At 58.3% G+C, this 21,040-nt stretch carries 20 protein-coding genes; 4 read left to right on the forward strand and 16 right to left on the reverse strand.

Annotation, left to right across the window (positions count from 1 at the left end):
* Positions 1-8: 8 nt before the first annotated feature.
* From ispD to ASQ50_RS03510, 9 genes are all read right to left on the reverse strand, one after another.
* Positions 9-710: a 2-C-methyl-D-erythritol 4-phosphate cytidylyltransferase gene (ispD, locus tag ASQ50_RS03470; protein ID WP_058090340.1), complete on the reverse strand. Its 702-nt coding sequence runs from the start codon at positions 708-710 to the stop codon at positions 9-11.
* A 144-nt stretch (positions 711-854) separates the two neighbouring features.
* Positions 855-1,127, reverse strand: coding sequence for a septum formation initiator family protein (locus ASQ50_RS03475; protein WP_022990067.1), 273 nt, complete (start codon positions 1,125-1,127; stop codon positions 855-857).
* Between the two features lie 199 nt (positions 1,128-1,326).
* Entirely contained in the window at positions 1,327-2,622 is a 1,296-nt protein-coding gene (gene eno, locus ASQ50_RS03480) for a phosphopyruvate hydratase (RefSeq protein WP_022990066.1), read from the reverse strand.
* Positions 2,623-2,828: 206 nt separating this feature from the next.
* A complete protein-coding gene (kdsA, locus tag ASQ50_RS03485; protein ID WP_058090341.1) occupies positions 2,829-3,674 on the reverse strand; it encodes a 3-deoxy-8-phosphooctulonate synthase in 846 nt (281 codons plus the stop codon).
* 2 nt (positions 3,675-3,676) lie between these two features.
* Positions 3,677-5,305 (reverse strand): CTP synthase, encoded by a 1,629-nt coding sequence (locus tag ASQ50_RS03490; protein ID WP_058090342.1) that lies wholly within the window; start codon positions 5,303-5,305, stop codon positions 3,677-3,679.
* Positions 5,306-5,393: 88 nt separating this feature from the next.
* On the reverse strand, positions 5,394-6,731 hold the full coding sequence (gene tilS, locus ASQ50_RS03495; protein ID WP_058090343.1) for a tRNA lysidine(34) synthetase TilS: 1,338 nt from the start codon (positions 6,729-6,731) through the stop codon (positions 5,394-5,396).
* Positions 6,715-7,668 carry an acetyl-CoA carboxylase carboxyl transferase subunit alpha gene (gene accA, locus ASQ50_RS03500; protein ID WP_058090344.1) on the reverse strand — a complete coding sequence of 318 codons (954 nt, stop codon included), beginning with the start codon at positions 7,666-7,668 and terminating at the stop codon, positions 6,715-6,717. Before accA ends, tilS begins: the two co-directional genes overlap by 17 nt.
* Before the next feature lie 102 nt (positions 7,669-7,770).
* Entirely contained in the window at positions 7,771-11,253 is a 3,483-nt protein-coding gene (gene dnaE, locus ASQ50_RS03505; protein ID WP_058090345.1) for a DNA polymerase III subunit alpha, read from the reverse strand.
* Between the two features lie 2 nt (positions 11,254-11,255).
* Positions 11,256-11,687, reverse strand: coding sequence for a TlpA disulfide reductase family protein (locus tag ASQ50_RS03510; protein WP_227513256.1), 432 nt, complete (start codon positions 11,685-11,687; stop codon positions 11,256-11,258).
* A 129-nt stretch (positions 11,688-11,816) separates the two neighbouring features.
* Between ASQ50_RS03510 and arsC the strand changes: the two genes are divergently transcribed.
* From arsC to ASQ50_RS03530, 4 genes are read left to right on the forward strand one after another with little or no spacing between them, the layout of a single operon-like run.
* Complete coding sequence (gene arsC / locus ASQ50_RS03515; protein WP_058090347.1) at positions 11,817-12,170, forward strand: arsenate reductase (glutaredoxin); 354 nt, start codon at positions 11,817-11,819, stop codon at positions 12,168-12,170.
* A gap of 19 nt (positions 12,171-12,189) precedes the next feature.
* A complete protein-coding gene (wrbA, locus tag ASQ50_RS03520) occupies positions 12,190-12,795 on the forward strand; it encodes an NAD(P)H:quinone oxidoreductase (RefSeq protein WP_058090348.1) in 606 nt (201 codons plus the stop codon).
* Between the two features lie 41 nt (positions 12,796-12,836).
* Positions 12,837-13,196, forward strand: a complete 360-nt coding sequence (locus tag ASQ50_RS03525; protein WP_058090349.1) for a DUF2069 domain-containing protein — start codon at positions 12,837-12,839, stop codon at positions 13,194-13,196.
* Between the two features lie 28 nt (positions 13,197-13,224).
* Positions 13,225-15,030 carry a GspE/PulE family protein gene (locus ASQ50_RS03530; protein ID WP_058090350.1) on the forward strand — a complete coding sequence of 602 codons (1,806 nt, stop codon included), beginning with the start codon at positions 13,225-13,227 and terminating at the stop codon, positions 15,028-15,030.
* A 7-nt stretch (positions 15,031-15,037) separates the two neighbouring features.
* Here the strand turns inward: ASQ50_RS03530 and ASQ50_RS03535 are convergent, their stop codons facing one another.
* From ASQ50_RS03535 to ASQ50_RS03565, 7 genes are all read right to left on the reverse strand, one after another.
* On the reverse strand, positions 15,038-16,099 hold the full coding sequence (locus ASQ50_RS03535; RefSeq protein ID WP_058090351.1) for a DUF3080 domain-containing protein: 1,062 nt from the start codon (positions 16,097-16,099) through the stop codon (positions 15,038-15,040).
* An 11-nt stretch (positions 16,100-16,110) separates the two neighbouring features.
* Positions 16,111-16,803, reverse strand: coding sequence for an acireductone synthase (gene mtnC / locus ASQ50_RS03540; RefSeq protein WP_058090352.1), 693 nt, complete (start codon positions 16,801-16,803; stop codon positions 16,111-16,113).
* Complete coding sequence (locus tag ASQ50_RS03545; protein ID WP_058090353.1) at positions 16,800-17,360, reverse strand: 1,2-dihydroxy-3-keto-5-methylthiopentene dioxygenase; 561 nt, start codon at positions 17,358-17,360, stop codon at positions 16,800-16,802. Before ASQ50_RS03545 ends, mtnC begins: the two co-directional genes overlap by 4 nt.
* Positions 17,357-17,983, reverse strand: coding sequence for a methylthioribulose 1-phosphate dehydratase (locus ASQ50_RS03550; protein WP_058090354.1), 627 nt, complete (start codon positions 17,981-17,983; stop codon positions 17,357-17,359). The genes ASQ50_RS03545 and ASQ50_RS03550 overlap by 4 nt, the downstream gene beginning before the upstream one ends.
* Positions 17,984-18,071: 88 nt before the next feature.
* Positions 18,072-20,270 (reverse strand): xanthine dehydrogenase family protein molybdopterin-binding subunit, encoded by a 2,199-nt coding sequence (locus ASQ50_RS03555; RefSeq protein ID WP_058090355.1) that lies wholly within the window; start codon positions 20,268-20,270, stop codon positions 18,072-18,074.
* A 1-nt stretch (position 20,271) separates the two neighbouring features.
* Positions 20,272-20,760, reverse strand: a complete 489-nt coding sequence (locus ASQ50_RS03560; RefSeq protein ID WP_058090356.1) for a (2Fe-2S)-binding protein — start codon at positions 20,758-20,760, stop codon at positions 20,272-20,274.
* Between the two features lie 39 nt (positions 20,761-20,799).
* A complete protein-coding gene (locus ASQ50_RS03565; RefSeq protein WP_227513257.1) occupies positions 20,800-21,003 on the reverse strand; it encodes a hypothetical protein in 204 nt (67 codons plus the stop codon).
* Positions 21,004-21,040: the final 37 nt, after the last annotated feature.

The following is a 21,040-nucleotide window of genomic DNA, read 5'->3' on the forward strand; positions in this document are numbered from 1 at the left end:
GGAAAACCCTACAGCCGACCCAGAATAAACTCGGCCAGCGCAAGGTCCGACGGCACCGTAATCTTCAAGTTATCCGGCCGCCCTTCCACCAGAACAGGCATCTTACCGGAAAACTCCATCGCAGAGGACTCATCGGTAACCGGCTGGTTATTTTCGAGACAAAACTCCAGGGCCGCCCTGAGCGCACCAAACCGAAACATCTGCGGCGTCAACGCCCGCCACAACCGGCTACGATCCACCGTTTGCGCCACCTCTGGCGGAACGCCGTCGTCCGCCAGCTTCAAAGTATCCGCCACCGGCGCCGCCAAAAGCCCGCCAACCGGGTGGCCAGACAGCGTATCGAGCAGATTGGAAAGATCATCGGCATGCAAACACGGCCGCGCCGCATCATGCACCAGCACCCAATCGGAATCATCCGCCTGCCCTTCCAACGCATGCAACGCCGAAAGCACCGAATCCGCCCGCTCCTTGCCGCCGGTACAGGTCTGGATTCGATCATCCTGAGACGACTCACTATCCGACCACCAGTGATCCGCCGGACTCAACGGCACCATACAGCCCTTGAACGGCGCGTTATCCAGTAAACGGGAGAGCGTGATATCTAGGATAAAACGGTTATTGATCTTGAGGTACTGCTTGGGACATTCAGCTTTCATGCGCTGGCCGATACCAGCGGCAGGAACAACAAGCCAAAGTTTCAAATCAGTCATAGGAAGGTCTGCACATTGCGTGGAGAGTGGCGGGGTAGTCCTTTTCAGGACTGTCTGTGGCCATGGATGGCCACAGTCAAGCGCACATGGATGTGCTCGTAGCGTGTCCTGAAAAGGACTACCCCGGCGCTCTGTGCTCCGCTATCAGTTTTCCACTACCAGAAAGAAGGTTTCGTCTTCACGAATAAGCCCAAGATTCATGCGGGCACGTTCCTCCACGGCTCCCTGCTCGTTACGAAGATTCCGCACCTCCGCATAAAGCCGGTCATTACGCCCCGCCAACCCGGCATTCTCCGCCCGCTGCTCAGCAATCGCCTTCTCCAACGACCAAACCTGCGCAAAGCTACCCTCCCCGACCCACAGGCGAACCTGCAGCAGGAGAATCAGCACTACCAGAATGGCCCAAAGCGTTTTCATGCCAAATCAGCTCAGAAAATAACCAGATTTATCGAAAGAGTCGAAGGTCAAGTATAGACCTTATAGTAGATTAGCAACAAATTCTTGTAAGTCACTGTACAAAAAGGCCATCGTGTCCGAATTTTCATCCGGAACGCGATGGCCTTAACATTTTGTTACTCACCAGCGAGCGCTGGCAGGCTCAAAAATGTCGCAGATATTAACCCTGACCCTTGATCTCGCTCAGGCCACGGTAAGGTGCCTTACCTTCCAGCGCCTCTTCAATACGCAGCAGCTGGTTGTACTTGGCAACCCGGTCTGAGCGGCACAGAGAACCTGTCTTGATCTGGCCGGCGCAGGTAGCCACCGCCAGGTCAGCAATGGTGGTGTCTTCAGTTTCACCGGAACGGTGAGAAATCACCGCTGTGTAGCCGGCGTCCTGAGCCATCTTGATGGCATCTAGAGTTTCAGACAGGCTACCGATCTGGTTGAACTTGATCAGGATGGAGTTACCAACACCCTTCTCGATGCCCTGCTTCAGGATCTTGGTGTTGGTGACAAACAGATCATCACCAACCAGCTGCACCTTGCTGCCGAGCTTGTCGGTCAGGATCTTCCAGCCATCCCAATCGCTTTCGTCCATGCCATCCTCGATGGACACGATCGGATAACGCTCACACAGGCCAGCCAGGTAATCGGCAAAGCCTTCGGAATCAAAGCTCTTGCCTTCACCAGACAGCTGATACTGACCGTCTTTGTAGAATTCGGAAGAGGCACAATCCAGCGCCAGGGTCACATCTTTGCCCAGCTCATAACCAGCGTCTTCAACAGCTTGCTTGATCGCAGCCAGGGCCGCTTCGTTGGACGGCAGATTAGGCGCAAAGCCACCCTCGTCGCCTACGGCTGTGTTCAGGCCCTGAGACTTCAACACTTTCTTCAAACTGTGGAAGATCTCGGCACCAACACGCAGAGCCTCAGCAAAGCTCTTTACAGCGACCGGCTGAACCATGAACTCCTGGATGTCCACGTTGTTATCCGCGTGCTCACCACCGTTCAGGATGTTCATCATCGGTACTGGCATGGAGAATTCGCCGGGAGTGCCGTTGATATCAGCAATGTGCGCATACAGCGGCTTCTTCAGAGAAACAGCAGCCGCCTTGGCCGCTGCAAGGGAGACTGCCAGAATGGCATTGGCGCCCAGGTTTGCCTTGTTCTCGGTGCCGTCCAGATCCAGCATAATCTGGTCCAGACCACGCTGATCCGCAGAATCTTTACCGACCAATGCATCACGAATCTTGCTGTTTACCGCATCAACCGCTTTCAGGACGCCCTTACCCAGATAACGAGAAGCATCACCATCACGCAGCTCCAACGCCTCGCGGGAACCGGTGGATGCACCAGAAGGCGCACAAGCGGTGCCGATGGTGCCGTCTTCCAGAATAACATCGGCTTCAACGGTGGGGTTGCCGCGGGAATCCAGAACCTCACGGGCTTTGATGTTGGCAATCTTGGTCATTCGGATAGTTCTCCAGATTTACTGTATCTAAACGGTTCAATTTGTAAGTTCAGCCTAGAGCAGGTGGGGGATGGCTTTCCGAAACTGTGCGGAGCCATGGATGGCGGAGCCCAAGCGTCACATGGATGTGCCGAAGGAGCGTGTTTCGGAAAGCCATCCCCCACCTGCTCGTACTCCCGAACAGGACAAAAAACGAACACGGCCAATCAGGCGGTGTCGATAGGTTTAAAACTTTTCACCAGGTCGTCTACAGCTTTCACCCGCTGCAGGAACGGCTCCAGCTGGCTCAGGCGCAGAGCGCACGGGCCGTCGCACATGGCCTTATCCGGGTCCGGATGGGCCTCCAGGAACAAGCCTGCCAGGCCTTGAGACATACCCGCCAGCGCCAGGTCGGTGACCTGCGCACGCCGGCCACCAGCTGAGTCTGCTCGTCCGCCAGGCATTTGCAACGAATGGGTCACATCGAACATCACCGGCACATTCATCGATTTCATGATGCCAAAGCCCAGCATGTCGACCACCAGGTTGTTGTAGCCGAAGCTGCTGCCGCGCTCACACAGGATAACCTTGTCGTTGCCGGCTTCTTCACACTTGGTGATGATGTGCTTCATTTCCTGGGGCGCCAGGAACTGGGCTTTCTTGATGTTAATGACCGCGCCAGTTTTGGCCATGGCCACCACCAGGTCAGTCTGTCGGCTCAGGAAGGCGGGCAACTGGATGATGTCACAGACTTCCGCCGCCGGCGCTGCCTGCTCCGGCTCGTGCACGTCAGAAATGATCGGCACGCCAAACTTGCTTTTGATGTCCGCCAGGATCTGCAGCCCCTTCTCGAGGCCGGGGCCCCGGAAAGAGTTGATGGACGAGCGGTTGGCCTTGTCGAAGGAAGCTTTAAAAACATACGGGATGCCAAGACGACCGCAGACATCCACGTACTTTTCAGCAACCTCAAAGGCAAGTTCACGGGACTCAAGTACGTTCATTCCACCGAACAATACGAACGGGTTGTCGTTGGCAACCTCAATGCCCGAGACGTTTACCTTGCTCTGCGCCATGCTCAGGATCCTTTCCGGTTGGCCAGTGCCGCCTCAACAAAGCCTTTGAACAGCGGGTGGCCGTCGCGCGGTGTTGAGGTGAATTCCGGATGGAACTGGCATGCCACGAACCAAGGGTGGTCCGGCGCCTCAACGACTTCCACCAGTTTGCCATCGGCAGAGCGGCCGGAGATCTGCAAACCGGCTTCTTCCAGGCGGGGCAGGAAGTGGTTGTTAACTTCATAGCGGTGGCGATGGCGCTCGCGAATGGTTTTCTTGCCATAGCAGGCAGCGATGGTAGAGCCGTCTGTCAGAATGCAATCCTGCGCGCCCAGGCGCATGGTACCGCCAAGATCAGAAGCTTCGGTGCGCGCTTCGGTAGCACCACTGGCATCCAGCCATTCGGTGATCAGACCAACCACCGGCTCCGGCGTATGCTCGCGGAACTCGGTACTGTGGGCATCTTTCAGGCCGGCCACGTTGCGGGCGTATTCGATAACCGCCACTTGCATGCCCAGGCAGATGCCCAGATACGGAACCTTGTTTTCACGGGCGTACTGAACGGTGCGGATTTTGCCTTCCACGCCACGCTCGCCAAAGCCGCCCGGCACCAGGATGGCATCGGCGGATTCCAGCACACGGGTGCCGTCACGCTCGATGTCTTCGGAGTCGATGTAGTTGATATTAACCTTGGTGCGGGTCTTGATGCCGGCGTGCAGCAGGGATTCAATCAGCGACTTGTACGCGTCCAGCAGCTCCATGTACTTGCCGACCATGGCAATGGTGACTTCCTGCTGCGGATTCATCAACGATTCCACAACGTCATCCCACTCGCTCAGGTCTGCTTCCCGGGCATCCAGGCTGAAACGCTCGATAACCAGCTGGTCCAGTCCATATTCATGCAGCATGCGCGGAATGGCATAGATGGACTTGGCGTCCTGCATCGGGATAACCGCCCGCTCTTCCACGTTGGTGAACAAGGCAATCTTGCGACGGGAGCTGGCGTCCACTTCATGCTCGGAACGGCACAACAGGATATCTGGCTGCAGGCCAATGGAGCGCATTTCCTTTACCGAATGCTGGGTCGGCTTGGTTTTGATTTCACCAGCGGTCGCGATGTAAGGCACCAGGGTAAGATGCATAAACAATGCGCGCTGTGAGCCGACTTCCACCTTCAGCTGACGACAGGCTTCCAGGAACGGCAGGGATTCGATGTCACCTACCGTACCACCCACTTCAATCAGAGCCACGTCAGAGCCGGCTGCGCCTTCCACCACACGACGCTTGATTTCGTCAGTAATGTGCGGGATTACCTGCACGGTACCGCCAAGATAATCACCACGACGCTCTTTGCGGATAACTTCTTCGTACACCCGGCCGGTGGTGAAGTTGTTGCGCTTACTCATGGGGGTACGAATAAAGCGCTCGTAATGGCCCAGGTCGAGGTCGGTTTCCGCACCGTCTTCGGTGACAAATACCTCACCGTGCTGGAACGGGCTCATGGTGCCGGGGTCCACGTTGATGTACGGGTCCAGCTTGAGAATAGTGACCTTCAGGCCGCGTGCCTCGAGGATGGCTGCCAGTGAGGCAGACGCAATACCTTTGCCTAAGGAGGACACGACACCGCCGGTGACGAAAATATAACGCGTCATGCAGATTCCGTGATTATCTGGTTCGGTGAAGGAGGGAGATTGTTCATCTCAAGATGGGTCGCCAGACTACCAGAAAGCCCCCCTGTACTCAATCACAATCCCTCTCCACAATCAGCCGCCAGCCGGCGGCAGGGGCGCTTCCCGAGTATTGTTCAGAACACCACAAATCGCCAACGGCAATCAGCTCACTGGCACCGGGGGTCTCGTGGTAAACAAGCGGTAGTAAAGCTCTCTCCCAGGGTGGCACTCCCTGCTCCTGCAACCATGTTTTCAACGATCGCGAGTGCCCACCCGCGTCAAAGCGAAGCCTTTCGCCGCCCTGCCTCGTAGATACCCGTATTGGCGGGGGCACAGTTTCCGGTGTAACCATTTCGGGAGTGAGCCTCAGTGTCCAGGGACCCCAGTGCAGCGGGCGGCCGGGTTCAAGGCCAGCTGCATGCGCCGGCACTTCGATATTTGGCACCAGGTACAGGTAGCCCCGATACCGTCTTAAACTAAAACCGTCGCCACGAATCTCCGGCGCCCGGTCTGCGCCGGCCTGAGTCAACTCCGCCAGCGACCGGTCCCAATCTGCAAGGGCCGGCATGTTCCACCCCTGCCGACGAATCCACCACCGGACCAGGTTCCTCTGCTCTAACGGACTCAGAGCCTGAAGCGCCGCGATCCGGACCTGACCTGCATCGGAACACGCCTGCCACTGCAACTCCGCCAACCGCTGATTGAGCGCATCGCTTTCGGCACAGGCCCGGGCACTGTGCTCTATCCGTTTCAGCAAGCCTGGCCAGCGCTGCTTGAGTCCCGGCAGCACGGTATGGCGCAGGTAGTTGCGATCGAACGCCAGGCTGGTATTGCTCGGGTCTTCCATCCATGTCACGTTGCCTCCCCGGGCAACCTGCTCCAGCCGGTCTCGGCTTACCGCCAGCCAGGGACGAAACAACACCCCTTGGCCAAGGGAACGGTGTTCGGGCATGCCCGCCAGCCCCGTCACTCCGGTGCCCCGGAGCAACCGAAACAGCACCGTTTCGGCTTGATCATCTGCGTGGTGGGCCATCAACAACAGGTCGCCGGCACCAAGCAGCCGCCGGAACACGTCATATCGGGCCGTTCTGGCCGCCTCCTCCAGACCACCGGAGCCAGACTCGCCGACCGCAACGTCCACATGCTCAACCAGAAGGGGCACAGCCAACTGCTCGCACAGCGACCGGCAGAACTGCTCAGTCTGATGGTGATTAGGCTGTAATTGATGGTTGACGTGCAGAGCACAGACGTTGCGGTGGCAGGCTGCCGCCACATGCAATAACAAAACGGAGTCCAGGCCACCACTGAGGGCGACCAGGATGCGGGAGCAGTCAGGAAGTGCGCTGACCGGCCCGCACAGGTCGCCGGGCCAGCCAGATTCCCGGGCGGCGTTACCGCCCGCTTTCATATTTGGTTAAGCGCTCGTACCGGCGGGACACCAGTTCGTCCAGAGGTAACCGGCTCAGTTCCGCGACACCTTTGGCCAGCCTGGCCTTGAGGGTTTCAGCCATTTTCTCCGGGTTACGGTGAGCACCGCCCAGGGGCTCCTTAATCACATTGTCTGCAACGCCCAGCTCTTTCAGGCGCTGTGCGGTGACACCCATGGCTTCGGCAGCCTGGGCCGCATACTCGGCGCTTTTCCAGAGAATGGACGCGCAACCTTCTGGCGAAATCACAGCATAGGTGGAGTACTGCAGCATATTCAGCTGATCACACACACCAATGGCCAAGGCACCACCGGAACCGCCCTCTCCGATCACCGTGGAGATAATCGGCGTTTTCAGCCGGGACATGACGGCCAGATTAAAGGCAATCGCCTCACTCTGGCCGCGCTCTTCGGCACCGATGCCGGGGTAGGCGCCCGGCGTGTCGATGAAGGTGAGGATTGGCATCTTGAACCGCTCGGCCATTTCCATCAGGCGCAGGGCTTTGCGGTAGCCTTCCGGGCGAGGCATGCCGAAGTTGCGCTTGACCTTGTCACGCACTTCGCGGCCTTTCTGATGGCCGATCACCATGACCGGCTTGTTGTCCAGTCGGGCAGTGCCACCGACAATGGACAGATCGTCGGCGTAGCGGCGATCGCCATGCAACTCATCAAAATCATCGAAAATCAGGTCGATGTAATCCTGAGTGTAAGGTCGGCGCGGATGCCGGGCCAAGCGGGCGACATCCCAGGACTGTAGATCAGCAAATATGCTTTCTGTCAGGCTGACACTCTTCTTCTTCAACCGACTGATTTCATCGGTAATATTGATGTCGGTGTCGTTGCCTACCATGCGAAGCTCTTCAATTTTGGCTTCCAGGTCGGCGATCGGCTGTTCGAAATCAAGGTAATTAGGGTTCATGATGTTCCATCATTTGATTGCCAGGCAGGTTTCACCCCACCAAAACCAGAATTTGGGACAAAGATAGCAGTGCAAACGGCACAGCTAAAGCGGACATTGGTATTAATCATAGACCAGTTCCACGGACTTCTCGCCTACCAGGTGCCTGAGCTCGAACAACAGGTTGTCATCCGGCTGTACTCGCCAAGACGCCCCCAGCTCAATACGGGTTCTGGCCTCGGCACTGCTGTACTCAATCCACACCGGGCTGCCTTCGTTGCGGAACGGGCGCAGGGTGTCGTCCAGTTTGTCCAGCAGCCCGTTCTGCAACTGTTCCGCATGCAGCGCCAGCCGGATGCCACGGCTGAACTGCTGGCGGGCGGTGGCCACATCCATCACCGAGCTGACGCGCATTTTCATTTGCCCGGAGTAGTCATCGTGGCTGACCTGCCCCTCGACAACGATCACCTGATCAGACTGCAACAGCTCCCGGTTCTCGAAAAACGCCTCGGAAAACAGGGTGGCTTCAATCCGAGCGCTGCGGTCATCCAGGGTGATAAAGCACATGGTGGAACCCGTGCGAGTTTTCATGGTGCGTTGGGCAACCACCAGACCAGCCACCCGCTGAGGTGACTTGTTGGGCTTCAAATCGGCGATTGAGTTACGGACAAAGCGCCGGACTTCCCGCTCGTATTCATCAAACGGATGGCCCGTAAGGTAGATACCGAGGGTATCCTTCTCGCCCTTGAGGCGCTCTTTCTCCGGCCACTCCCGCACATTGGCGACATCGGCGTACGGGTCTTCACCCTCGCCGCTGCTCTCCAGCATTTCGCCAAACATATCGATCATGCCGGCGGCATCGTTGCGGGACTGCTGGTCTGCTTGCTGCACAGCCTTGTCGATACTGGCCATCAGCTGTGCTCGGCCGGCACCGAGCTTGTCCATGGCTCCGGCCCGGATCAGCGCCTCCATGGCACGCTTGTTGACCTTCTTCAGGTCAACCCGGCGGCAGAAATCAAAAATATCCTGGAACGGGCCGTCTTTGGCGGCCTCCACGATGCTATCAATCGGTCCCTCGCCCAGTCCCTTGATGGCGCCCAGACCATAAACAATCTGCCCGTCGCTGTTTACGGTAAACGTGTAGGCAGAACGGCTGACGTCCGGCACCAGCAGGTCCAGCTTCATGTTCCTGCATTCTTCCACCAGCGTGACCACCTTGTCGGTGTTCTGCATATCGGCGGTGAGTACCGCGGCCATGAACTCTGCCGGGTAATGGGCCTTGAGCCACAGGGTCTGATACGACACCAGAGCGTAGGCGGCGGAGTGGGATTTGTTGAAACCGTAGCCGGCGAACTTCTCCACCAGATCGAAGATGTTCTCCGCCAGGGTTTCATCGATGCCATTATTGGCACAACCCTCCAGGAAGAATGCCTTCTGCTTGGCCATCTCTTCCGGCTTTTTCTTACCCATGGCCCGGCGCAGCATGTCGGCGTTGCCGAGGGTGTAGCCCGCCATCACCTGGGCAATCTGCATGACCTGCTCCTGGTAGAGGATAACCCCGTAGGTGGGCTCCAATACCGGCTTCAGGCCTTCATACTGATAATCCGGGTGTGGATAAGACAACGGCTGGCGGCCATGCTTACGGTCAATAAAGTCGTCTACCATGCCCGACTGCAACGGCCCCGGGCGGAACAGGGCCACCAGGGCGATCATGTCTTCGAGGGAATCCGGCTGCAGACGGCGGATCAGGTCTTTCATGCCGCGGGATTCCAGCTGAAACACGGCGGTGGTTTCAGCTTTTTTGAGCAACTCGAATGAGCGCTTGTCGTCCAGCGGGATGGTGGCGATATCCAGTTCAGACTGCCCCTGCGCCTGCCGGCGCGGGTTAATCATGTGCAAGGCCCACTTGATGATGGTCAGGGTACGCAACCCCAGGAAGTCAAACTTCACCAGGCCAGCGTCTTCCACATCGCCCTTGTCAAACTGGGTGACCAGGCTGCCGCCTTCATCGTCGCAGTAGAGCGGCGAGAAATCGGTAATCTTCGTAGGTGCGATCACCACGCCACCGGCATGCTTGCCGGCGTTACGGCATACGCCTTCAAGCTTGAGGGCCATTTCCCAGATTTCCTGGGCTTCTTCATCCTGCTCCAGGAATTCTTTAAGTTGGGGCTCCTGCTCGACGGCTTTGTTGAGGGTCATGCCCACTTCAAACGGAATCAGCTTGGACAGCTTGTCTGCCAGGCCATACGACTTGCCTTGCACCCGCGCCACATCCCGCACCACCGCCTTGGCCGCCATGGTACCGAAGGTAATGATCTGTGAAACCGCTTCCCGGCCGTATTTCTCAGCGGTGTATTCAATCACCCGGTCCCGGCCTTCCATGCAGAAATCGACGTCAAAGTCGGGCATGGACACCCGTTCCGGATTCAGGAACCGCTCGAACAGCAGGTCGTACTCCAGTGGGTCAAGATCCGTAATCAGCAGCGCGTAGGCCACCAGGGAACCGGCACCGGAACCCCGGCCGGGCCCTACCGGCACACCGTTGTTCTTGGCCCACTTGATAAAGTCCATAACGATCAGGAAGTAGCCGGGGAAGCCCATCTGAATGATGATGTCCAGCTCGAACTTCAGGCGCTTGTAATATTCTTCCCGCTTCTGGTCATACTCCGGATCATCCTTGCTCAGGATGGTTGCCAGGCGCATCTCCAGACCTTCCTCGGACACATGCCGGAAGTACTCGTCCATGGTCATGCCATCGGGAATCGGGTAGTTCGGCAGGAAGTATTCGCCCATCCGGACCTTCACCGAACAGCGGCGGGCAATCTCGACCGTGTTTTCAACGGCCTCCGGGATGTCCGAAAACAGTTCGATCATCTCTTCGGCGCTGCGAAGATACTGCTGATCGCTGAATCTCCGGTCCCGACGGGGGTCATCCAGCGTGCGGCTCTCACCGATACAGACCCGGGCCTCGTGGGCTTCGAAATCATCAGCGGTCAGGAAGTGCACATCGTTGGTTGCCACCACTGGCAGCCCCAGTTCAGCCGCCAGCTCAACACTCAGGTGCAGACAATCCTCATCACCTGCCCGCTCGGTACGCTGCAGTTCCAGGTAGTAGCTGCCCGGATACAAATTCTTCCAGTACTGAGCCCGCTCCCGAGCCAGTTCCGGCTTGCCCGCCAGCAGGGCCTTACCCACATCGCCCATTTTGGCGCCGGAGAGCGCAATAAGTCCCGCCGCGCGGGCTTCCAGCCAGGCCTTCCGGATAATCGGCTTGCCGTAGCGCTGGCCCTCGGTGTAGCCCAGGGAAATAATTTCGGTAAGGTGCAGGTAGCCTTTCTCATCCCGCGCCAGCAAGGTGAGCCGAAACGGGTTTTCCGGCTCGTCCGGGTTTTCCAGCCAGAGATCGGCACCGATAATTGGCTTGACGCCAGCGCCCATGGCCGCCTTATAGAAGCGCACCAGCGAGCACATGTTGGATTGCTCGGTGAGACCCACGGCCGGCATGCCCAGCTCGGCCACACGGCCAATCAGTGGCTTGACCCGCACCAGGCCATCCACCATGGAGTATTCGGAGTGTACGCGAAGATGTACGAACGTCTTTGCCATGGTCAGCTACCGATCAGTTGCATCAGATCTTCTTCGGTTTGGGGACCAAAGCGTGTTTCTATCAGTTTACCCGAAGGGTCCACCACGAACGTGGCGGGCAGCGCCATCGGCATCTTCCAGCCGAAGTCGGGGCCCGGATCCTGGCCCAGCATGGTGAATTCGATGCCCATTCTCTGGCCCAGATCCACCAGCGCGGCACCTTCAACGCCGTCAAAATTCACACCCAGCACTGAAATCCTCGGGGACTTGTCGAGGTGATTCAATTCAGGAATTTCCTCCAGGCAGGGCTTGCACCATTCAGCCCAGTAGTTCACCAGCACCCACTGGCCACGGTAGCTGTCCCAATCGACCGCCACACCATCGGCCCTTTGCAGCTCCGTTCTCTCGCAACCGGCCAGGGCCAGCACCATAATAGCAGCTGGAATCAGCAGCAAGCGCCTGGGCCATTTAGAAAAATTGGGACGGGGAACGGACGGGTACCAAGGGTACTGCAAGGTGAATCCTCCTGTTAGACTACGGCCCTCATTACAGACCGCAATCATCACTGTTAACCGGGCATGACCATGACAGAACCAACCCGCATTTTCCACAACCCACGGTGTTCAAAATCACGCCAGACCCTTGAGCTGCTGCAGCAAAAGGGTATCGAGCCAGAGATTATACGCTACCTCGAGACACCACCAACAGAGCAGGAACTGTTACACATTCTTGATCTCATCGGCTGCGAACCGCGCGAGCTGATGCGCACCAAAGAATCCGAGTACAAAGAACTTGGCCTGAACGCCCCGGAACTGACTCGGGAAGAACTGGTCAGGGCCATGGTAAATACCCCGAAATTGATTGAACGCCCTATCGTTCTGGCCAATGGCAAGGCAGCCGTCGGGCGGCCTCCAGAGAACGTACTGGATATTCTTTGAGGCCCCCCCTGGAGCAGCCATGAGCAACGCAATACCGTACATTCTTGTGCTTTACTACAGCCGCAACGGCCAGACCGCAGAAATGGCCAATCAGATTGGCCGGGGTGTCGCCCGGGCGGAGGGCATCGAGGCAAAAATCCGTACGGTTCCACCGGTATCACCAGACACCAGCGCCAGCCTGCCCCCGGTGCCAGACAGCGGGGCCCCTTACGCCACCCGTGAAGACCTCGCCAACTGCGCCGGGCTGGCCCTGGGCAGCCCGACCAGGTTTGGCAACATGGCAGCCCCGCTCAAACACTTTCTCGATGGTACCGGCGATTTGTGGCTTAACGGCAAGCTGGCTGGCAAACCCGCGGGCGCCTTCACCTCCACCGGCAGCCTGCATGGCGGCCAGGAAACCACGCTGCTGACCATGATGATGCCGTTACTGCACCACGGCATGGTACTGTGCGGCTTGCCCTACTCCGAAAGCGCCCTGAATGAGACCTCAACCGGCGGCACTCCCTATGGTCCGACCCATTGGGCAGGCACCGGGGCACAACAGGCGCTGAGCGACCATGAAAAGACCCTGTGCCAGGCCTTCGGTGAGCGCATCGCCCGGTTGGCGATCAAACTCGACCGTTAATCGCCATTGACTGCCCAATTTTCAACCACTCGGACCCTTTTATGATCAAGAATGAGAAAGCAAAAACCACGGCCCGCCTTACCATTGGCCTGTACCTTGCCGTCTTGGCCACCCTGCTGGTAACGACTTTCTATCCGGCGCCGGTCGAAGGCGTTTCCATTCCGCTGATGCTGACAGTCAAACTGCTGCCGCTGCTGGCCTTTGCGGTACCAGTCCTCAAGGGGCATAACCGCGGCTACATCTGGATGGCCTTTGTGGTGATCTTCTACTTCACCCAGGCTGTTGTCTCCGCCTGGCTGAGCGAGGGAGCACCGGGGCCGATGATTCTCACCGTGCTTACATTTCTGCTGTTTACCGTGGCCATGGTTCACCTGAAAGTAAACCGCCCGGTCGCCAACTGAGTGCCCATGATACCCGGAGAGCACAACGATGGCTGATCAGACGCACCCCATGCCAGCACCACCGCATCGGCACACCCTCACCCTGCGAGACATCTGCTCTGCCTTGGTGGAAAGTGGCGAAATCAGCCAGCAGGATGCTGAGAAGGTACTTACGGCCAACCTGGGTGCCGCTACCCAGGGTAGCCGAACGTCTCCGCGGCATCCCCTGGAACTGGTTGCCATTGCTGGCATTACCAGCCTCAGGGATGACCGAACCCTGGACCTTGATCGGCTGACCAACTGGCTGGCCCGATGGGCGGGCCAGGATTACTACCATATAGACCCGCTCAAGATCGACACACCGGCCATCGCCCGGGTGATGTCTTACGCTTTTGCCCAGCGCCACGGCATTCTGGCGGTAGAGATACGCCAGGATGAAGTGCTGATTGCCAGTACAGAACCGTTCAAGAACGAATGGGAAAACAATCTGCGGCAAGCCGTTCGCAAAGATATTCGCCGTGTCGTTGCCAACCCGGAAGACATCCGCCGCTACACGGTGGAGTTCTACCAACTCGCCAATTCCGTGAGCAAAGCAAGTGGCAGCCAGGCACCGGGTGCCGCCAGCAATCAGAACTTCGAACAGCTGCTGGACATAGGTTCCAACGAAAACCCGGATGCCAACGACCAGCACGTGGTCAAGATTGTCGACTGGCTGTTGCAGTACGCCTTTGACCAGCGCGCCTCAGACATTCACATTGAACCGCGCCGGGCAGTCACTCAGGTGCGTTTTCGTATTGATGGTGTGTTGCACAACGTCTATGAGTTCCCGGAACATGTCGGGGTGGCTGTCACCAGCAGGCTGAAAATTCTGGGCCGCTTGAACGTGGCCGAGAAACGACGCCCTCAGGACGGCCGGATAAAAACCCGAAAACCGGATAACAGCGAGGTTGAATTACGCCTGGCCACCATGCCCACCGCCTTTGGCGAAAAGATGGTGATGCGGATTTTCGATCCGGAGGTGCTGCTGAAATCCTTCGAACAACTGGGCTTCAGTAAAGAAGATCGGGAGCGCTGGCAGTCCATGACCGCCCGCCCCCATGGCATTGTACTGGTGACCGGCCCTACCGGTTCCGGCAAAACCACCACCCTGTACTCCACCCTGAAACAGCTGGCGTCGCCGGAACTGAACATCTGTACCATTGAAGACCCCATTGAGATGGTGGAGCCAGCGTTCAACCAGATGCAGGTGCAAACCAATATCGACCTGACATTCGCCCATGGCGTGCGGGCGCTGCTCCGCCAAGACCCGGACATCATCATGATCGGCGAAATCCGCGACCTGGAAACCGCCGAGATGGCGGTACAGGCAGCGCTGACCGGCCACCTGGTGCTCTCCACCCTGCACACCAACGACGCCCCGAGCGCCATTACCCGACTGATGGAACTGGGCATCCCGCCCTACCTGATCCGGGCCACGGTGCTTGGGGTGATGGCCCAGCGCCTGGCCCGCACCCTGTGCCCCCACTGCAAGGCGCCGGGTGAGGCCGACGAGCAGGCCTGGCAAACACTGACCCGCCCCTGGAAAGCGCCGGTTCCCCGTCAGTTCTATCATCCGGTGGGCTGCCTGGAATGCCGCAATACCGGCTATATGGGCCGCGCCGGAGTCTACGAAATCATGACACTTTCCGACCACCTGACCAGTCAGATCAATGATCACTGCGAACTTGAGCAGTTAAGGCTGGACGCCTACAAAGAAGGCATGAAATCCCTGCGCCTCAGTGGCGCACAGAAGGTGGCCGCCGGCCAGACCACGGTGGAAGAGATCCTGCGGGTGACCCCGGAAAGCCAGCGCTGAACCCGCATCAACCCGGGCGCAGACCGCACTGCTCCAACAGTTCCTGCCAGTGCCGGGTGTGCTGCATCATGGCCTGGTCCAGCTCCCACCAGAGGCTGGCTTCCGCATCGGCTGATAAATGGCGCTGGTACCAGCCCTGAAAGCTATCAGGCATAACCGCCGCCTGCTGGTCCGCCAGCTCGGCCAGAGCCCCGATCAACGAATCCCGGGCGCGGCTGACATCGCTCATGTAGGGCTGGATTTCACCGACGTACACGTTGAAGAAAAAATTTCGGACGATTTCTGATTGATTATTCGGCCGGCCGTTCAGACATAATGGACGCTCATCAAGGCGCGCTTTCAGGGTCTCTGTTCCTGCGTTGAGGGTTGCGATCAACAGCCGGGCGCTGTTGATCACCTGCCCGGCACGAAATTCCGATTGCCAGCGTTGGTGCACACCGCCAAGCGCATCAAGAGGCACGTCCAGCTGCTGGTCCGACAAATCCGATACAGCCTGATTCAACTGGCCCAGGTCCCGCACCAGATCAGACACCGGGTTGCCGTCGGCGGCCACCGGATAAAAGCCTTTGGACAGGGTCAACAAGCGCTCAATCTCTTCCGTTCCCCAGGTCGCATTCCATATGGCCACCGGCAACGATGCCCGCTTGCTCTCGACCGCATCCTGAAGGGTTTTCTCCAGGCGCTCGTCGTCGATCTCTGCCATGCAGTCTTCCGCGGCTCGGATAAACCGGACTTCATAACGCAGCCGATTAAGAGGCTGCATAACCCGGCCCATCACCGAATTTCGCTCGCCAACCACATACTGAAGTTCACACCCGTACAGCGACAGAAAGTCCAGCATGCCCAGATCCAGCTCAGGCATATCGAGTACACGTTCGCGGCGACGGGGAACGGTGGAGGCAGGGGGAAGATCAGAGGGAACCGATACCGATGGCGCATCCAGTACCCGGGCAAGGCGCTCCAGGTACTCTTCCATCATCGGCTCGGCTTCGGAGAACGGATTGCAGCCGGCCAGAAACAAGGCACAAACACCCGGAATAAGCCATTTCAGACATGAACTACCGGGCATTCGACCACCTCCTAACGTTTACGCAGTAGCGCGTCTACCTCCGCAAAATCACGGGCAACAGGCCGACCAGTGTCAGGAAGCTCCCCATCACGCACCAGCCAGACGGTTTTAAGCCCAGCTTCCTCAGCCGCCGCAAGCTCGTCTTCCACGTCCGACAGGAACAGAACGGTCGCCGGCTCTACCCCCAGCTCGGCAAGAATATTGCGGTAAGACTGCGCCTCTTTTTTACCGCCCACACCGGTATCGAAGTATCCGGAGAAAAACGGCGTAAAGTCGCCTTCGTTACTGAATCCGAAAATCAGTTTCTGTGCCTTCACGGAACCAGAGGAATATACGAACAGCCTCAGCCCCCGATCATGCCAACGCTGAAGATAATCCGCTGCATCCGGGTAGAGATCACCTTTCAACTCACCACTGTGATAGCCCTGCTCCCACACCATGCCCTGCAATGCCTTCAGCGGACCCTCTTTGCGGTCCTCGGATATCCAGGTCTGTAGGACCTCAATCAGGCCTTCCACATCTTTGCTGTCGACACCACTTTTTTCAGCAACCAGGGCCAGCTGTTCAGCCACAGCCGGCGTGGTGTGATGGTTGGCACGGATGAAGTCCGGCAAGTGTTTGCTGGCGTAGGGAAACAGCACATCGTGCACGAACGAGATCGAGCTGGTCGTGCCCTCGATATCGGTCAGAACTACCCGAATCATCCCGCCACTCCCGCGAGCCCTTCATAGCGGGGCAGTCGACTGGCGATATCCTCACCGGTAAAGCTCGCCACCCAGCCTTCCGGGTTGGTGAACAACCGAATACAGGTAAATTGCGGCTCTGGCCCCATATCAAACCAGTGGCGTGTGCCATCTGGCACACTGATCAAATCGTTCTGCTGGCACAGCAAGGCATACACCTGGTCGCCAAAGTGCAGATAGAACAGGCCCTGGCCCCGCACGAAAAACCGCACTTCATCCTCGCTGTGGGTATGCTCGTCCAGAAACTTCTGGCGGAAGGCTTCCTTTTGCGGGTTGTCCGGGTTCAGGCTGACCACATCGGCGGTCTGGAACCCGCATTCCTGCTTCAGGTGCTCAACCTCCTCACTGTAGGCCTCCAGAATCTGCTCCTGGCTGGCATCTGACGGCAGGTCCCGGGTTGGCCACTGCTCGAAACGAACACCGTGGCGGGCCAACGCTTCACCGATAGCCCCCGGGTCGGTCATCACGGTGTGGGCCTCGTCCGGCTGGCCTTGGTGGAATATGCTCAGGGTAGTCATGGGCGGACCCTCATGGTTTCAAGTTCACATTCAAAGAGAAATTCAAAGGCTTCAACATGGCGCAGGCAATCCGCCATAGTCTTACCCCAGGTATACAGACCGTGCCCGCGAATCAGGTAACCCGGTTGCTCAGGATGGGCCAGAAACCAGGCCCGGGTGTCCTCGGCCAACGCCGGAATATCCTGAGTGTTGTCGAAAACCGGAACGCTCAGCGCACCCTCATGGGTCTCAACGCCGGAAAACGCCTTCTGCAATTCGTAGCCTTCCAGCTCCAGCGCCTGACCCGCTGCAATCAGCCGACTCAATACTGTGGCTTTTACGGAATGAGTGTGTAAAACCGCACCAACCTCCGGGAAAACCTGATAGAGCACGGTATGCAAAAGGGTTTCTGCGGAGGACTTACACTGGCTTTGAACCGCCCGCCCGTCAAGATCAACCACCATCACATCTGCGGTAGTCAGCTGCCCCTTGTGGCGGCCAGACACGGTGATGGCCACATGATCCGTGTCGATCCGCGCAGAATAATTACTGCTGGTGGCCGGCGACCAGCCACGGCTGTAGAGGAACTGACCTGCATCCACAATGGACTGGGCCGCTGTGGCGTATCGGGTTACATCAAACACTCGCAATCTCCCGGTTGAAACGTGCCCTGCCGGGCAAGCGATGAGCGCCATTATAGGACGGCCACCGCTCCCGGAAAACCGATTTGGTTCAGGCCATCAACGGCAGGCGGCGCTGGCGCTTTCCGGTCAGGGCAAACAGGGCATTACCCAGGGCGGGAATCACCGGGGGCACGCCTGGCTCACCGACACCGGTCGGGTCTGCTTCACTGTCAACAATGTCCACCACCACGTCGGGCGCCTGGTGCATCTGCATCAGGCGGTAGTCGTGGAAATTGCTCTGCCGGATCTCGCCGTTGTCGAAGTTGATCTCGCCGTAGAGCGCGGCGGTCAGGCCAAACAGGATGCCACCCTCGATCTGGTCTTCAACAATCCTGGGATTAACCACCTGGCCGCAATCCACGCTGCAGATCACCTTGTACACCCGTATTTCACCGTTCTCGATTCCGGCTTCAACCACTTGGGCCACATAGGTACCAAAGCTCTTGAACAAGGCGAGCCCCCGGGCCCGACCTTCCGGCGCTGGCTGGCCCCAATCCGCCAGCCGGGCTGCGCGCTCTAGCACCTCGCGATGGCGCGGCTCGGCATCCAGCATTTTCAGGCGGAACTGCAACGGATCTTCACCGGATTCATGGGCCAGCTCATCCATGAAGGTTTCCACTGCAAACCCGTTGTGGGAATAACCCACCGAACGCCACCAGGTAATGGGCACACCGGGATCGGTGTGGGTATGACGAACGGTGACGTTCTGCACCTGGTATGGGTATTCAATGGCCCCTTCAATGGCCGAAATATCTTTCGGTGTGGCAATGCCCTCGGCCATCAGCCCTACCCGCCCCAGGGTGTCGTAGAGGAACTTGGGCGCCCAGGGATACTGTGCGGGTGCGGCATTGCGCACGTACCAGTCCAGAACCTGCGGGCCGACGATCTGATGGTGCCAGCCGGTCAACTCACCGTCGTTCAGGCTGCCTTTCATCCGGTGCAGCATGGCGGGGCGCAGGAAACCGTGGCGGGTATCTTCTTCCCGGGACCAGATCAACTTGACCGGAACCTTCAGTTGATAGGCCACAGCGGCAGCTTCTTCGATATAGTCCTGGGTGAGGCGACGGCCGAACCCGCCGCCAAGGAATGTGGTGTGAATAGTGATCTTGCCCGGTGACAGATCGGTATGACGGGCCGCCGCAATGCGACCCAGGTCTGGCGCCTGGGTGGGTGCCCAGACATCCATTCCACCATCGCGGTACCAGGCCGTGGCATTCATCGGCTCCATGGTGGCATGAGCCAGGTAGGGCTGCTCGTACTCGGCCTCTACCACCTGTTTTGCACGCTCGGCTGCCTTTTCTACATTTCCCTCACTGCGCTCTTTGACCCCGGGGTCTTTACTGGCAGCCTGCCGGTAACTGTCAAAAACAGCTTCTGTATTGGTGTCCAACGCACCGGAGAAGTCCCACTCTACCCGCAATTTCTGCTGGGCCTTTCTTCCCTGCCAATAGCGCTGGGCAACCAGGACAACGCCGCGTTCCGTGATAAATGCATCGGTCACACCTGGCATACCGATAACGTCATCCCGGTTGAAGCTGCTGGCCTTACCGCCATAGCGGGGGCTGCGGGTCATCACCGCATAGACCATGCCCGGAAGCTCAACATCCATACCGTAGACGGCAGTACCCGTCGCCTTGGCACGGGCATCCAGCTTGCCGCCCTTACGGCCGATGTACTTCCACTCAGAACGGGGCTTGAGGGGCACCTTGCCCCGAATAACCTCCCGGTCTGCCAATTCAACCAGTTGGCCGTAACGTAACGAATCCAGTCCGTTAGGATGCACTACCCGGCCATCCTCGGTAGTGCACTGGTCCGCGTCTACTTCCCAAACGCGGGCGGCGGCCATCATCAACATCTGCCGCGCTTGCGCACCCGCTACCCTCAGTGGCTCCCAGTTCGTGGCCAGGCTGGTGCTGGCACCGGTCAGTTGCAAGCCGAACAGGGGGTTTCGGTATTCCGGCGCCACCGGCGCAAATCTGACTTTAATCCTGCCGGGCTCCACGTCGAGCTCTTCAGCCACCAGCGTGGTCAAACCGGTGTAGGTGCCCTGCCCCATTTCAACCCGAGCCAGGGTGAAGATGATGTCCTCATCACGGGTCAGTTCCAGCCAGATATCCGGCTTCCACTCACCAGTCTCTGGCTGGTAGCCGGTCTGGACAGAGGCACACCCCGGGATAGACACCGCCAAGATCAGGCTACCTGATGCACCTGTGCTGACTTTCAGAAAATCGCGACGATTCATGGTCATATCAGGCGTCCTCCCCGGCAGGCTGGTAATGGCCAACCGAACCTGCAACCGCCTCGACGGCGGCGACAATGCGGGAATAGGTACCGCACCGGCACAGGTTTCCGGTCATGGCGGTCACAATGTCCTGACGGGATGGCGCCGGATTGTTGTTCAGCAGGTGCGCTGCGGTCATAATCTGGCCCGACTGGCAGTAACCACACTGGGGAACGCCCTGATCAATCCAGGCCTGCTGCAACGGGTGCAACTGGCCATCGTCGGACAGCCCTTCGATGGTGGTCACTGTCGCGCCGTCTACCGACGCCACCGGCGTTGAACAGGAGCGCGCAGGCTGACCATTGACATGAACCGTGCAGGCGCCGCACAAGCCCGCGCCACAACCAAACTTGGTCCCCTTTAGTCCGACTTCATCTCGAATTACCCACAATAGAGGTGTATCGGAATCAACATCAACGGTGTGCCTTTGGCCATTGATCGTCAGGCTGAATGCCATGGGCCGTTCCTTTTGTTATTTGCTCGAAGACGAATTCAGTTACTTGATGACTTCTTTGCCATCCTGGTCTACCCAGATCTTGCGGTCGCCAGTATTCATTTTGCCATTGGAATCCCAGACTTCACGATCTTTGGTAGCGCTCTCCACCTTGCCGTTGTCGTCCCAGATTACCCGGTCTTTGCAACCCGCCAGAGTGAACAGGCCGGCCAGAACAATCACCACCAGAGAAGCCTTTTTCATCATCAATAACCTCATCAGCTGTTTGAATACAGTACGGTGA

Origin of the sequence: Marinobacter sp. LQ44, assembly GCF_001447155.2 — a bacterium.
Classification (GTDB): Bacteria; Pseudomonadota; Gammaproteobacteria; order Pseudomonadales; family Oleiphilaceae; genus Marinobacter.